Origin of the sequence: Actinokineospora sp. UTMC 2448 (genome assembly GCF_024760565.1) — a bacterium.
Classification (GTDB): Bacteria; Actinomycetota; Actinomycetes; order Mycobacteriales; family Pseudonocardiaceae; genus Actinokineospora; species Actinokineospora fastidiosa.
This window is the reverse complement of record NZ_CP031087.1, coordinates 2,016,432-2,030,727: the sequence shown is the minus strand read 5'-3', so window position 1 is coordinate 2,030,727 and position 14,296 is coordinate 2,016,432. Positions and strand designations below refer to the sequence as shown.

At 70.3% G+C, this 14,296-nt stretch carries 8 protein-coding genes; 2 read left to right on the top strand and 6 right to left on the bottom strand.

All coding sequences use genetic code 11. The features are described from left to right. Positions 1–11: 11 nt before the first annotated feature. Entirely contained in the window at positions 12–938 is a 927-nt protein-coding gene (gene sph, locus Actkin_RS09635) for a sphingomyelin phosphodiesterase (RefSeq protein ID WP_258906778.1), read from the bottom strand. A gap of 121 nt (positions 939–1,059) precedes the next feature. Here sph and Actkin_RS09630 point away from each other — a divergent pair, with 121 nt between their 5' ends. Continuing rightward, positions 1,060–2,643 carry a DUF2079 domain-containing protein gene (locus tag Actkin_RS09630; RefSeq protein WP_258906776.1) on the top strand — a complete coding sequence of 528 codons (1,584 nt, stop codon included), beginning with the start codon at positions 1,060–1,062 and terminating at the stop codon, positions 2,641–2,643. Positions 2,644–2,659: 16 nt separating this feature from the next. Here the strand turns inward: Actkin_RS09630 and Actkin_RS09625 are convergent, their stop codons facing one another. Beyond that, positions 2,660–5,317: a DEAD/DEAH box helicase gene (locus Actkin_RS09625; RefSeq protein ID WP_258906774.1), complete on the bottom strand. Its 2,658-nt coding sequence runs from the start codon at positions 5,315–5,317 to the stop codon at positions 2,660–2,662. Between the two features lie 148 nt (positions 5,318–5,465). Here Actkin_RS09625 and Actkin_RS09620 point away from each other — a divergent pair, with 148 nt between their 5' ends. Continuing rightward, the gene (locus Actkin_RS09620) at positions 5,466–8,891 is read left to right on the top strand and encodes a DUF8742 domain-containing protein (protein WP_258906772.1); all 3,426 of its coding nucleotides are present in this window, start codon (positions 5,466–5,468) and stop codon (positions 8,889–8,891) included. Positions 8,892–8,924: 33 nt separating this feature from the next. Here Actkin_RS09620 and Actkin_RS09615 read toward each other — a convergent pair whose 3' ends face one another. The 4 genes from Actkin_RS09615 to Actkin_RS09600 form a co-directional block, all read right to left on the bottom strand. Continuing rightward, entirely contained in the window at positions 8,925–10,112 is a 1,188-nt protein-coding gene (locus tag Actkin_RS09615; RefSeq protein ID WP_258906771.1) for an exonuclease domain-containing protein, read from the bottom strand. A gap of 605 nt (positions 10,113–10,717) precedes the next feature. Continuing rightward, positions 10,718–11,386 carry a hypothetical protein gene (locus Actkin_RS09610; RefSeq protein ID WP_258906770.1) on the bottom strand — a complete coding sequence of 223 codons (669 nt, stop codon included), beginning with the start codon at positions 11,384–11,386 and terminating at the stop codon, positions 10,718–10,720. Between the two features lie 56 nt (positions 11,387–11,442). Then, the gene (locus tag Actkin_RS09605; RefSeq protein WP_258906768.1) at positions 11,443–11,733 is read right to left on the bottom strand and encodes a putative quinol monooxygenase; all 291 of its coding nucleotides are present in this window, start codon (positions 11,731–11,733) and stop codon (positions 11,443–11,445) included. Between the two features lie 72 nt (positions 11,734–11,805). Further along, complete coding sequence (locus Actkin_RS09600; RefSeq protein ID WP_309569127.1) at positions 11,806–14,271, bottom strand: sensor histidine kinase; 2,466 nt, start codon at positions 14,269–14,271, stop codon at positions 11,806–11,808. Positions 14,272–14,296: the final 25 nt, after the last annotated feature.

The following is a 14,296-nucleotide window of genomic DNA, read 5'->3' as shown; positions in this document are numbered from 1 at the left end:
CGATCGGGCGATCAGTGGCCGAACACCGGGTAGTGGTCGGAGAAGTCGGTGTAGGAGTACGTGCGGAACCAGGACGTCACCGTCCATACCGGACTTTTCACCCGGCGGGTCTCGTTGGTCAGCAGCGGGCCTTGGAGGGTGAGCACGTAGTCCAGGTGCTCGGACGCGTACTCAGGGCCGTACTGGCCGCGGCAGACGGAGTTGTCGGCGCAGTCCCACGAGTGCGGGTGCCCGGTGTACGGGGGCGCGGGCGCGTCCAGGTCGGCCAGCATCGCCGGGTACTCGGGGCCGTCCTTGATCACGTTCAGGTCGCCTGCCACGTACAGCGGCTCGTCGGCGGGGATGCCCTCGGCGGCCAGGAAGGCGGCGATCTCGGCGCGCTGGGTGGCGCGTACGGCCGCCGCGTCAGCGCAGGCGGGGTCCTCGGCCTGCATGTGCGTGCCGATCACGTGCACGGGACCGGCGGGCGAGGCCAGTCGGACGTAGGCGAACCCCTTGTTGGCGAGGCGGTCCGCGCCGCAGCCGGTGGTGTAGACGTGCTGGTCGCGCTCGGCGATCGGCCACCGGCTGAGGATCGCGACGCCGCCGTCCTCGGGGGTGGTGTCGCCGTAGGCGCCGGTGGTGGCGTCCCAGCCTGCGCGCGAGCGGCCGACGGTCGGCGTGCGGTGCGGATAGGTGTCGGCGAGGTTGGCCAGCAGGCGGTCGCCCGCGGCGTTGTCGAACAGTTCCTGCAGCACGACGACGTCCTGCCCGGCGAGGACGCCCTCCCGGTCGATCAGGTCGGCGCGGGTGCTCTGGCCCCAGTTCGGGTAGAGGGCGCGGGACAGCATGAACACGTTGTAGGTGGCGATCTTCGGCGCCACGGCGGCCGCGGCGGGCGCGGGCGGGACCGCCAGGACGGCCACCAGGCCAAACGTGAGCAGGGTTCGCATCTTCATGGCGGCGATCATGCTGGCCCGCGCTCGCCGGGCACAAGCACGGCGGGCGAGTGTTCACCGCGCGCTCGACGGCCACCTGCCGACGGGTAACCTTCCGCCGCCACAGGACGAGGGGGTAGCCATGACGGCGGTGGACGAGGACAGACGCACGCGGGAGCAGGGCAGGCTGTGGCGCGTCGCGCTCCTGGTCTTGGCCGCCGCGCCCGCGGCGCTCGCGCTGTGGCAGGCGGCGCGCGGATCGCGCACGCACGTGCTGCTCGACTACTGGCACGTCCTCGCGAAGATCACCGACGACCAGGGCGGGCTGGTGCCCGGCCAGGTCGCGAGCTACCACCTCGAGCAGCCGTTCCTGGTGCCGTCGTTGATCTTCTGGCTGGACGCGCAGGTGCTCGGCGGCAGCAACCGCGCCCTGACCGTGATGACCGTGGCGCTGCTGGCGGGCGTGGTGGTCCTGCTGGCCACCATGCTTCCCCGCGCGCTGGACCCGACGCTGCGGGCGGCGCTCACGGCCGGGTTCTCGTTCCTCGTGTTCAGCCCGCACGCGCTCGAACTGTGGGCGCAGGCGACCAACGGGATCAGCTGGGCGCCCGCCGTATTCCTCAGCGTGGCCGCGCTTTCGCTCGCGCACCACGGGCGAACGGCCTGGGGTTACGCGTGCGCGGGACTGGCGACGCTGTCGTTCGGGGCCGGGCTGCCGGTGTGGTTCGCGCTCGCGCTCGTCGTGTGGGTCCGCCGCGGCCGCGCGTGGGTCCCCGCCGCCGTCGGCGTCGCCGTGGCGCTGCTGTGGGTCCTCACCAAGCCGGACGGGATGAACTCCGGCGCGGTCGCGGGGTTCCAGCCCGCGGACCGACTGTCCGTCGCCATGGCGGCGCTGGGCGGGGTGTGGACCGCGCAGAGCCCGGACCTGGCCGTCCTCGCCGGGGGCGTGACCGCCGGGGTGCTCGTCCTCCTTGCCTACTCCGCGCTGGGACGGCGGCGCGCCACCGACGCGGGCTGGGTGGGCCTGGCCTGCTACGCCGTCGCCCTGGCCGCGCTGATCGGGGCGGGGCGGACCACCGGGGGCGGGAACGTCGGCCTGGTCAGCCGGTACGCCATCGTCGCCGCGCTCGCCCTGTGCGCGGCGATCGGGCTGCTCGCGCTCAGCGAGCGCCTGCCGCGCAGGCACCTCGTCGTCGGCGTGCTGGTCGTCGGCGCGGTCACGTTCAGCCTGGGCGCGCCCAAGGCGGCCGACGTCCGCCGGTCGTACGGTCCCCTTGAGGTCGCGGCTGCCGCCCTGCGCGTCGAGGCGCCCGCCGCCCTCGCGGAGCTGCGCATCCAGAGCGGCGTCATCCCGGCCGCGAAGGCCATGGGCATGTACCCGTTCACCGACTTCACCCTCGGCTGCGGGCACCACGAACTCGACGGGACCGTCGACCGCGCCCACATCCGCCCCCTGCCCGCCGGGAACGGCGTGGTGGACACCCGCCCGGCCACCGCGGACGCCGTGCTCACCGGCTGGACCGCCATCGACGGCCGCCCCGCCGACTGCGTCCTCGTGCTCGACCCGCTCGGCCGCATCGTCGGCGGCGGCGTCACCGGGCTGCACCACCCCGGCCTCCCGCCCGACCTCGGCCCCGCGGGCTGGCGCGCGGTCGCCCGACCCGGGGTTTCGGACATCACCGTCGTCGCCGTGGCGGGTTCGGCGTACTACCGGCTTGAAAGCTGAGTCCCGCCTCGGCTCCTTACCTCTGCGGCCGTCCGGCCAGTCGCCGCCGCTCGGCTTCGAGGACCTCCCTGACCAGCTCGGCTTCGGTAAGGTCGACCGCGTCCGGAGTCGAGTCGGCGGTGTCGCTGACTCGGGCGAACTCGTCGAAGATCCGCTTCTTTCGGGCGAGGATCTCGGTGATTCGCTGGTCCACGCTGTCCTCAGACAGCAGGCGGTGAACCTGCACCGACAGCACCTGGCCCATCCTGTGGGCGCGGGCAATGGCCTGCTCCTCGGTGGTCGGCTTCAGCTGGGGTTCGCAAATCACCACCACGGACGCCGACTGGATGTTGAGGCCCACACCGCCAGCGATGATCTGAGCGACGAGTACCGCTCCGTGCTCGGCGGACGAGAACTGGTCGACAAGCTCCTGCCGTTTGCGCGAGGCGACCGACCCGGTCAACGGGCCGAACACCGGACCAGGCAGGGACTCGGCCACCAAGTCCAGCACCGCCCTGAAATGGGAGAAGACGATCACCCTCCGCTGGTTCTCCTCAGCCTCTCGCACGATCTCGACCAGCCTGATCAACTTCTGCGATCCGGCTCCCGCGAGCATCGCCGCCTGTCGCATCGCTGCAAAGTTGCTCTGCCGCACGCCCTCCCAGTAGAGCGCGGACTCCGAGGCGGACATGGGCAGCCACTCGTCCACCTGGATGAGCTCGGGCAGTTCCGTCAGCACATCCTCCTGATTGCGCCGCAGGTACACCGGCGCGACCCGCCTGCGGAATGCCTTGGGCTCCAGATCCGCGACACCGATCGGCAGATCGGGGCGGAGGTACGAGACGAGGTTCCGAAACTCCTCCACCTTGTTCTCTAGCGGCGTGCCGGTGAGCAACACCGCGCGCTCCGCGCGGGAGAGGATCGCGTTCGTCCTGATGGTTCGCTGGGCTCGCGGGTTCTTGATGTAGTGAGCCTCGTCGACGACGACGCACGCCAGGTGACGGACGGTTCGGAGGACGGGCTCCCACGACGCCAACGTCTCGAAGGTCGTCACGGCGACGCCGCCATCCCGCGCCCACGCCTTCGCCGCGCTGTCGCGGTCCGGCCCGTGGATCCGGTACGCCCAGAGCTTCGACTTGCCGTGCACCTCCCGCGTCCAGTTCGTCACCACCGCGGCCGGGCACACCACCAGGAAGTGCGATTCTCCGCGACTGCGCAGATGCGCGAGGACGGCCAAGGCCTCGACCGTCTTGCCCAAACCCATCTCGTCACCGATCACGACCTTGCGCTGGACGAGTGCGAAACGGGCAGCGAAACTCTGATAACCGCGTAGTGACGCGGTGAGGTGCTCACCACTTAGCGCCTGGTCGCGCACCGCCTGAATGATCTCCTCGGGAAGGTCACCCTGCGCGGCCTTCTCGTCCTCAGTGAGGAAACCGAGCTCGGACAGCATCGCGAAGTAGTCGGCGGGCCGGGCGAGGAAGTCCTCCCACGGATCGGCGGTCGCCGCCGCTCGCTTACCCGACGGCAGGCCGGTCCGCAGCAGCTCGGCGCGCCGTTTGACGACCTCGATGCCCTCGCGCAGCTCATCGACGGGCAGCGACCGCACGGGAACCACCAGCAAGTGGCTCGTCCCGCTGTCGATAGCGGATCCAAGTCGTGCGAGTTCGCGGGCGCGTTCCAGGTCGGCGGCCGCTCCCCGGGTCCGGCGGCACGCGTCCCACTCGGCCAACCGGGCCAGCAGCCGGGTGGTCTCGGGATGGCGGTTGCCGATGTCGATGCGTACCGGCATCTCGTCGTACGCCGACTTGCGCAGCGTCTCGGCCGCAGCGATCATGCGCCGCGCCGATGTCTCCCCGACGCCGGGAAGCAGTCGCAGCGCCATCCCGCGGATCAAGACCTCTCGCACGGTGGTGACGCCCGCATCGGTGAGCGGGCTGAGGCGGATGCGGTCGCGGGTCGCTGACTTGAGAAGGTCGACGGACATCGTTTCCAGGACGCGCACGACGTCGGCTTGGCGGACCTTGTGCCCGGCCTCGGTCGCGGCTTTCCGGTAGGCCTCCTCGCCTGCGACGGCTTGATCAATCTCCCGAATCGCCTCGGGAAGGCCATGGAACGCCGCGCGCTCCAGCATCCTCGCCCCGGAGGCTTTCGCCTGCGCGACCAGCGAGAAGCCCACCTCCGGCTTAAGCAGGGCCACCAGCCCCGAGCGTGCACAGTCGACCCGGTCGGCCCATTCGCCGAGTTCGTCGATACGCGCCGCCCAGCCCTCGGCCGTCGCTTTGTCGTGGTGGCGGCGCAAGGACTCACCAGCCTCGACCGCTGCCTGCTTCTTCGCCGAACCAGCGAAGAATCGGCGCACGGTGAGCGCTGGCTTGACACCGTCGAGGACAGGACGCAGCTCCTTGACCAGCAGACGGGTCAGATCGCGGTCCTCCCTGGTCATCGTCGGCAGGTTCGCCCGATTGACGAGATGTTCGACCGAGGTGGCGTCCGGCTCGCCAAGAGGCACCACCTGCCAAGCCGCCTGCCCAGCCCGGCTCACCTCCACGGCACGGGCGATCAGCCGTTGCTCATGGGTCCTGGCCGCTGCCTGAACGGACTCATGCCAGGAGAGCATCGCGGTCGCCCACTCGCCCCACTGACGCAGATCCGCCACGATGTCGCGCAGCGCGTCGCGCTCTGTCCTGTCCATGCCCCGCCGTAGGTCGATGCGTTCCCAAGGGTGCTCGAGGGTAGATCATTGGTCGGACGAACCTACGCGTTGTCTGTTAACGCGGTCCATTCGGCCGCGATGGTAGGGACAGTGCGGTGGTTGGCGATGAACGTCGGGAGGGTGTTCGGTGCGGCTGGAGGATCTCGTCTCCGGTGTTCGGGTCGTGGGAGTGGTGCCCGGGGAACCGGTCGCCGTAATCGCCGCGCAATGGCACGGCCGCGACGCGGTCGAACTGACCTACAAGTCCTCCGACGGCGGATTGCACCAGCGGGTGCTGTTCCGGTCCGACGAGTCCGCGCTCACCCCCTCCAGCACGGGCAGCAGACCGTTCGACGCGGACGCGCAGGAGTTCCGCCTGGTCGCCGAGGCACAGCGGATCCGGTACGCGGGCCTGTCCGATCCGATGCTGGCGGTCGCCACCAGCGAGGTGCGGCCGCTCCCGCACCAGATCCGCGCGGTGTACGGGGAGATGCTCGACCGGACCCCACTGCGGTTCCTCCTGGCCGACGACCCGGGCGCGGGCAAGACCATCATGGCGGGTCTTTACATCAAGGAGCTTCTGCTCCGCGACGACGTGAAACGGTGTCTGGTGGTAGTCCCGGGCGGTTTGGTCGAGCAGTGGCAGGATGAGCTGTTCTTCAAGTTCGGCCTGCGCTTCGAGATCCTGAGCAGGTCGATGGCCGACGCGTCGCTCGGCGCCGGCGTCTTCGAGCGATACCCGCTGCTGATCGCGAGGATGGACCAGCTCGCCCGCAGCACCGAACTGCGCTCACAGCTTGAGGAGACCGAGTTCGACCTGGTCGTCGTGGATGAGGCCCACCGCATGGGCGCGCACTATTTCGGCGAGCGGGTCGACAAGACCAAGCGGTTCCAGCTTGGCGAGACTCTGCGCGATCGAACCCGGCACCTGCTTCTGATGACGGCCACCCCGCACGCGGGAAAGGCCGACGACTTCCAACTCTTCCTCACGCTGCTCGACCGCGACGGCTTCGCGGGGAGGGCGCGTCCGGGCGCGAATCCTCCCGACACCAAGGGCTTCATGCGACGCATGGTGAAGGAGGACCTACTCACCTTCGAGGGTAAGCCGCTCTTCCCCGAGCGTATCGCCCAAACCGTGCCCTACGAACTAACCGCTCGCGAACAGGACCTGTACGAGCGGGTCACCGAGTACGTGCGCGAGGGAATGAACCGTGCCGAGCGCTTGGGCGACACCCGGCGCAACACGGTCGGATTCGCGCTCACCGTGCTGCAGCGGCGACTGGCGTCCAGTCCGGAGGCCATCCACCAGTCACTGGTCCGACGGGTGGACCGTCTGCGACGGCGTCGCGACGATCTGGCGAAGGGGCGAAGCGTGTCGCCCGACCCCACGATAGATCCGGCTTCGTGGGACGATGACGAGCACAACGCGGCCGAGATCGAGCAGCTCGAGGACGAGTTGTTGGACGCGGCCACCGCCGCCAGGACCATCGCCGAACTGGACACCGAGCTCGCCGAGCTCGACCGGCTCGTCTCGGTCGCCCGTCAGGTGCGCAACCTCGATTCCGACCGGAAGTGGGTGGAACTCCGGCGGATCCTGGCCGACAACGATCTCATCCACCCCGACGCGGCCGAACTGCGAAAGCTGATCATCTTCACCGAGCACCGCGACACGCTGAACTACCTCGTCCGCAAGATCCGGTCTCTCTACGGCACGTCCGAAGCGGTCCAGGCCATCCACGGCGGGGTGGCGAGGGGCAAGCGTCGCGAGATCACCGAGGAATTCACCACCAACCCCGCCTGCCGAGTCCTCTTGGCCACCGACGCGGCTGGTGAAGGCCTGAACCTCCAGGCCGCGCACTTGGTCGTCAACTACGACCTTCCGTGGAACCCCAACCGCATCGAACAACGCTTCGGCCGAGTCCACCGCATCGGACAGACCGAGGTGTGCAGGTTGTGGAACCTCGTAGCGACAAACACTCGCGAGGGCGAGGTCTTCACGAAGCTGCTCGCGAAGATCGATGAACAACGCAAGGCGTACGGCGGGAAGGTGTTCGACGTTCTGGGCGCGGCGTTCGACGAGACTCCTCTACGGGATCTGCTGATCGAGGCGATCCGCTATGGCGACCATCCCGAGACCCGTGCCCGGATGGCGCAGGTCATCGACGAGTCAGTCGCCCACGGCCTCAAGGAACTGCTCGAGGAACGCGCCCTCACCCACGACGCCCTGTCCGACACCGACCTGCGTCGGATGCGGCGACAGATGGAGGAGGCCCAGGCCCGCCGCCTCCAGCCGCACTATGTCGAATGGGTTTTCCGGCATGCTTTCCAACGTCTCGGCGGCAGGCTTGTCAGGCGGGAACGGGGACGATACGAGATCACGTTAGTTCCCGCAGGCGTGCGGGCCGTGGCCAAGTACGGCCCAATAGCGTCGCAGTATGAGCGCGTCGTGTTCGACATCGACCGGGTCAACGACGACACCAAGCCGCGGCCGCAACTCCTCGCGCCTGGTCATCCTCTGCTTGACGCCGTCATCGACCTAACCATCACGCAGTTGAACCACGTCCTCGAACGCGGCACAGTGCTCGTGTCCGCTGAGGTGAGTAAGCCGCGCCTCCTCGTCGGCTTGGTCGAGGAGGCCGTCGACGGCGCGGGTGAGTCCATCGCGAAGCGGTTCGGCTACGCGCACGTCGATTCCACCGGGAAGGTGACGCCTGCGGGTCCGGCACCCTATCTGGACTGCGTCACCACGCCAGAGACAAAGGCGGTGGCGTCGGCGAAGGGTCTCCCGTGGCTCCCCGAGGCCGAGACACAAGCCCGCTCGTGGATCATTAACAACCGTCTCCAGGACTATCTCGCGGAAGTGGCTCCTCGCAGGGTCGCGGAGATCGAACGCCTTCGTGCCCACGTCGACGAGCGCCTCGCCTCGGAAGCCGAGCGGCTGACGCAGGAAGCACGCCGGGTGGGGCTGCGGGAGGCAGCCGGAGCGCAGGTCCGCGAGAGTGCGGAGAGCCTGCGCCGCAAGGCGCAGGACCTCCTCGTCCGCAGGGCGCATCGCTTGGCGCTCCTCGACCAGCAGGTCCAATTGTCCGGGAAGCCTCCGCGCATCATGACAGCGGCCCTGGTGCTGCCCCTGGCCTCGGTTCAGGACGCCCTCCCCTCAGACGCCCCGATCCGCGCGGTGGAGACCAAAGCCGTCGAGCAGCGCGGCGTAGACCTGGTGTTGGCCGTCGAACGCAACCTCGGTCGAACACCGCAGCCGCAGGCGTTCACGAATCCCGGGTACGACGTACTGTCAGTCCCACCGGACGACGGACCATCGATCCGCATCGAGGTGAAGGCGCGACTGGAGGGTGCCACGGACTTCTACGTGACCCACAACGAGGTCGTCACAGCCAAGAACGCCAGCCCGGACTATCGGCTGGCGCTCGTCACCGTCAGCGCGGCTGGTCCCGACCACGATCAGGTCCGCTACCTGGCTATGCCGTTCACCAACGTGGAGTTCGGCGACCTTGCCGCCACCGGCGTCCGCATCGATTGGGCGAAGACATGGGCGGCGGGAACAGCGCCCTTCTAACCCATCCACAGCTGAGCCGCAGCTCCGCCGGGCTTAGTCTCCTTGGCCGAGTCCGGCGAGCATCCCGGCGAACGAGTCCTCGGACACAACCGGGATGCCGAAGGACCGCGCTTTCGCCGCTTTCCCCGACATCGTGTCCGGGTCCGCGGCGACCACCAGGCGAGTCCTTTTCTTCGAGACGCCAGGGCCGACAACGAGACCGGACGCCGCTGCCCGCTGCTCCCACACCTCTCGAGGTTCTCGCATCTGCCCGGTGAACACCACGGCGTCCCCGGCAGTGAGCCGCACCTGGGATTGCGGGGCCAATGCTTGGGCGACATCGTCGCCGCCGAGTCCCAGCAGCGCGGCGACGAGGTCGAGGTCTGCGGCCTCCTCGTCGGTGACCACATGGTCCGCCCACGCGGCCTTGCCGAGTTCCATCAGGTAACCGCGATGCAGGGAAAGCACCTCCGCCAAACCCAAACCCAGGCTCCGTGCGGTCTCCAGCAACTCATCCTGCTCGCACGCGGACACGTGCCGATCAAGCAGCGCGCGGTCCAGCACCGCCAGGTACTCATCAGCCCGCGGCGGCTGCGTCACGCGGGGAAGAAGATCGACGAGCTTCGCCAGAAAGTGCCGCTCGTCATGGTAACGCTGTCCACGCTGGACCGGACGGACGTCTCCGGACGCCAGATCCGGCCACGGCCAGCCAGCCGCTCCCCTGAGGATGTCCTCCCAGGGAACCGGGACCCCCGCCCATCGTAGATATGCCCCGAGCAGCTCGGCTGCAGCCCGCGCGTCGTGCAATGCCGAGTGCGTGTGCTCCAACTCGATTCCCGCCGCCGCGCAGCACGCGGACAGCGTCCGCGCCGCGGTGTCGAGAAAGCTGTCCGCCCATCGCATCGTGCACAAGGAAGGCATGTCGGTGAATGGAAGGTCGATTCCCAATCTCGAGTACTCGGCCTGGAGGAACCGCGCGTCGAAGGACACGTTGTGGCCGGCCAACACCCGCCCGTTGAGCATCCGGGCGACCTCGCCCGCGATGTCGCCGAACACCGGAGCCTTCCGCGCATCCGCCGCTCGGACCCCGTGGATGTGCTGCGGCCCGAGGTCCCGCTGCGGGTTCACCAGTGTGCACCACTCGTCGATCACCCGGCCACGCTCATCGAGCCGCACGATCGCCACCTCGACCACCCGGTGGTGCCGCCCCGGCGCCAAACCGGTCGTCTCCACATCCACCACCGCGTACCCAGCACCCATCCCGGTCCTCCGCGCCGCCGCTCGTCCACTTGGGAGTGGTTTCGCGAAACGGCCACAGACGTGTCACCGGCTGGGCCATGATCACTCATTTGGACCAATCGCGTCCACTAGAGACGGCGGTTCACAAGTCCGGGAGCGCCCGGGCCGCGACTCTCCATCAGCTGTCAACGTCTCCGAGGGGGCTAGCGGCCCCTCGATTCGGATATCCGTCTCGGGCTCCCGACGGGGACCGGCCGGGTGGACGTGGCCGTGGCGGTAGGCCATGGCGACCAGTTCGGCGCGGTCGCAAGCCACCTAAGTTGATTAGTACCCGCACATGCAGTTCCTGGTGCCCGGGACGGACGGCAGGCCGCCGCCGGAGCACCCGGCCGCGCCGGAGGGCGTCATAGTCGCGTCGAATGGCGCGCAGGTGCGGCTCGCGATGGGCGGTCGTACCGACCCGACGACGTCATACGTGTGCCGCTGCCGCGTCCTCACGAGGACAGCGGCATCGTGGGCCGGTTCGTCGTCGAGTCGGGGACCGAGGACTTTGCACCGCGCGCGCCTGCCGATGGCGGGGCGCGGGCACTGATCGCGTTGTCTCCCTTCTAGAAGAGAACCGGGGTGTGCGGCAGGAGAGCGTCGTTGCGGGCGTCGGCGAGTTTGCGGGCCGTGGCTCCGCCGATGAGCGAGGGCAGGTAGCGGTCCGCTGGCCAGACCTGGATGGGGGTGTCGCCCAGCAGGTCGGGCAGGAACAGCGCCATGGGCTGCGCGGACCGCGCCTGGGGGATGGTCTGCGTCCCCTCGACGCGCAACTCGGTCCAGCTGGGGCCGTGGAAGGTCCATGGGGTGTCCTGCTGCCAGCGCGGCGGCTGGAAGACGTGCCTGCGGGCGCCGCGCACGGTGACCGCGGTGGCGCTGGTTGACCAGTGCGCGGAGCGCCCGCGCCGCACGGGTGGCGCGCCGCGGTGGTAGAAGACGGTGGTCCGGCGGCGCTCGTGGAACCGCACCTCGTGGAACCGCTGCCCGTGCGGGGTGTGGTGGACGAACCGCAGCCGGTCGCCGCGCCGGTACAGCGCGGCCTGCGCCGCCGCGGCGGCGTCGGCGAACGCCTGGGTCAGGGGTCTGCCGCGGTGATCCCCGAACTCACCGAGCACTACCACCGGGATGTCGTCGGATCCAGACTCGAACGCGCGCGCGTGCACCACGGTGTCGTATCCCGCCTTGCCGTACGGGATGACCGCGTCGTGCACGAGCCGCCAACTGATGTCCTGCATGCTCCTCCTTCCCGTTGGTATCGACCATACGTTCGACCACCGACAATTCCGCGACGTCAGCCGAAGGGCGGACGCACATCCGCGACGGTGTACTCCATGACGCGGTCGGCGACGATCGCGATGCCGGTGTCCGGGGCCGAGGCGACCGCCCGCCACGCGTCGAGGGCCGCGCGGGACTCCCAGCGCTCGAAGTTGTTCACCCGGCCCCGGTCGAGCGGGTCGGCGGCGATGACCAGGTCGAGACACCCCGGCGCCCGCCGCGCCCGCCGCACCAGGTCCCGGTGGGCCTGCACGAACGCGTCCCGCTCGCCCGGGTCGACCTCCACGTGCCCTGCGATGATCACCATGCTCGTCCCTCTCGTCGATGGCCTCACCCAGGTGATACGTCCCGGCCCAGGCGAACTCATCGGCGCGCGGCGTCAGCCCGCGGGGAGGGAGATGACCATGGTGAGGCCGCCGCCGGGGGTGTCCTCGGCGGCGATGGTCCCGCCCATGGCGTCGATGAAGCCCTTGGCGACGCTGAGGCCCAGGCCGATGCCGGGGGTGGCGCGGTCGCCGAAGCGGTGGAACGGGGTGAAGACCGTGTCGGCGGCCTGTTTGGGCAGGCCGGGGCCGTGGTCGACGACGCGGAGTTCGACCTGGTCGCCGTGGGTGCTGGCGCGGACGGCGATGCCGGGGGCGCCCGCGCCGTGGCGCAGGGCGTTGTCGATGACGTTGGCGACGACGCGTTCCAGCAGGCCGGGGTCGGCCAGGACCGGGGGCAGGCCCTCGTCCACGTCGACGGTGACGGTGCGGCGTTCGTCGATGCCTGCGAGGGCTTGGGCGACGACCTCGTCGTAGCCGACCGGGCGGAGTTGGGGGGTGACCGCGCCGGTGGCCAGGCGGGAGGAGTCCAGGAGGTTGTCGACCAGACCGGCCAGCCGGTCGGCGGACTCCTCGACGGCGGCCATCAGCTCGGCGGTGTCGGCCGCGGAGAGTTCGATGTCCGGGGCGCGCAGGCTGCCGATGGCGGCCTTGATCGAGGTCAGCGGGGTGCGCAGGTCGTGGCCGACGGCCGAGAGCAGGGCGGTGCGCAGTTCGGTGGTGGCCGCGCGCCGCTGGGCATCGGCGGTCTCGGCGGCCATCCGCTGCTGGCGCAGCGCCAGGAGGGCTTGACCGGCGGCGGCCTCCAGCACCCGCTGGTCGCTCGCCGACAGGGAACGCCCGCGCAGCGCCAGGTGGACGTCGGCGGTCACCGGGACGTCGACGTCGGCGTCGTCGGGTTCGGCGCACGGCCGCGCGCCCACGCAGGCGACCCGCTCCCACCGGCCGTCGCGGCGTTCGAGCAGGGCGACCGAGTCGAGGCCGAAGTGCTCGCGGACCTGGGTGAGCAGCCGCGCCAGCGGGTGCGGGCTGAGCACTGCCCGCGAGTACGACGCCAGCAGCGCGGCCTCGGTGCGGGCGCGGGCGCCCTGCTGGGCCAGCCGCGCCGCCCGGTCGACCACCAGCGCCACGAGCACGGCGACGATCACCATGGCGGCCAGCGAGATGATGTTGCGCGGCGCGGCCACGGTGAGGCTGTGGTACGGCTCGGTGAAGAAGAAGTTGAGCAGGCCCGCCCCCAGGAACGCCGCCACCAGCCCGGGGCCGAGCCCGCCGACCATGGCGACGACGACGGTGGCCAGCACGAAGCCGAGCAGCACCGTCGACAGCTCGATCCGGTCGCGCAGCAGCAGGCACAGCGCCGCGGACGCCGCGGGCAGCAGCAGGGCCATCAGCCACCCGACGAGCAGCCGCGAGCGCTGGAACGAGCTGCGGAGCACGCGCCAGCGCAGGCCGCGGCGGGCCTCGTCGTGGGTGACCATGTGCACGTCGATCGGCCCGGACGCCTGGATGACGGCCGCGCCGATGCCCTCGTCGAACACCCGGGCCAGCCGCGGCCTGCGGGAGGTGCCGAGCACCAGCTGCGTCGCGTTGACGCCGCGGGCGAAGTCCAGCAGCGCGGTGGGCACGTCGTCGCCGACCACGGTGTGGAAGGTCGCGCCGAGGTCGTCGGTGACCTCGCGGCAGCGGGCGACGGTCCCCGGCGACGCGCCCTCGAGCCCGCCCCCGCGCAGGACGTGCACGACGAGCAGGTCCGCGCCCGCGCGCAGGGCGATCCGGCGCGCGCGGCGGATCAGCGTCTCGCTCTCCGGCCCGCCGGTGATCGCCGCGACCACGCGCTCGCGGGCCTCCCAGGTGTCGGTGATGTCCTGTTCTGCGCGGTAGCGCTGCAGGGCGACGTCCACCTGGTCCGCCACCCACAGCAGGGCCAGCTCGCGCAGCGCGGTGAGGTTGGCGACGCGGAAGTAGTTGCCCAGCGCGGCATCGATCCGGTCGGCGGCGTAGACGTTGCCGTGGGCGAGCCGCCGCCGCAGGGCCTGCGGGGTGATGTCGACCAGTTCGACCTGCTCGGCGCGGCGCACGACCGCGTCGGGCACGGTCTCGCGCTGGCGGATGCCCGTGATCCGCTCGACGACGTCGGTGAGCGACTCCAGGTGCTCGATGTTGACCGTGGACAGCACGTCGATGCCCGCGTCGAGCAGTTCGTCGACGTCCTGCCAGCGCTTGGCGTTGCGCGAGCCGGGCGCGTTGGTGTGGGCGAGCTCGTCGACGACGGCCACCTCGGGCCTGCGGGCCAGCACGGCGTCGATGTCCATCTCGGCGCCGCGACGCGGAACCGTCTCCAGGCCGTCGAGCAGTTCGGCGGTCCTGGCGCGCCCGTGCGTCTCGACGAGGCCGACCACGATGTCGGTGCCCCGCTCCGCCCGCCTGCGCGCCTCCCCCACCATGGCGAACGTCTTGCCGACGCCGGGCGCGGCCCCGAGGTAGATGCGCAGCTCACCGCGCCTGCGTGTGCTCTCCACGACCCCAGTCTGCTCCGCGGCGGCC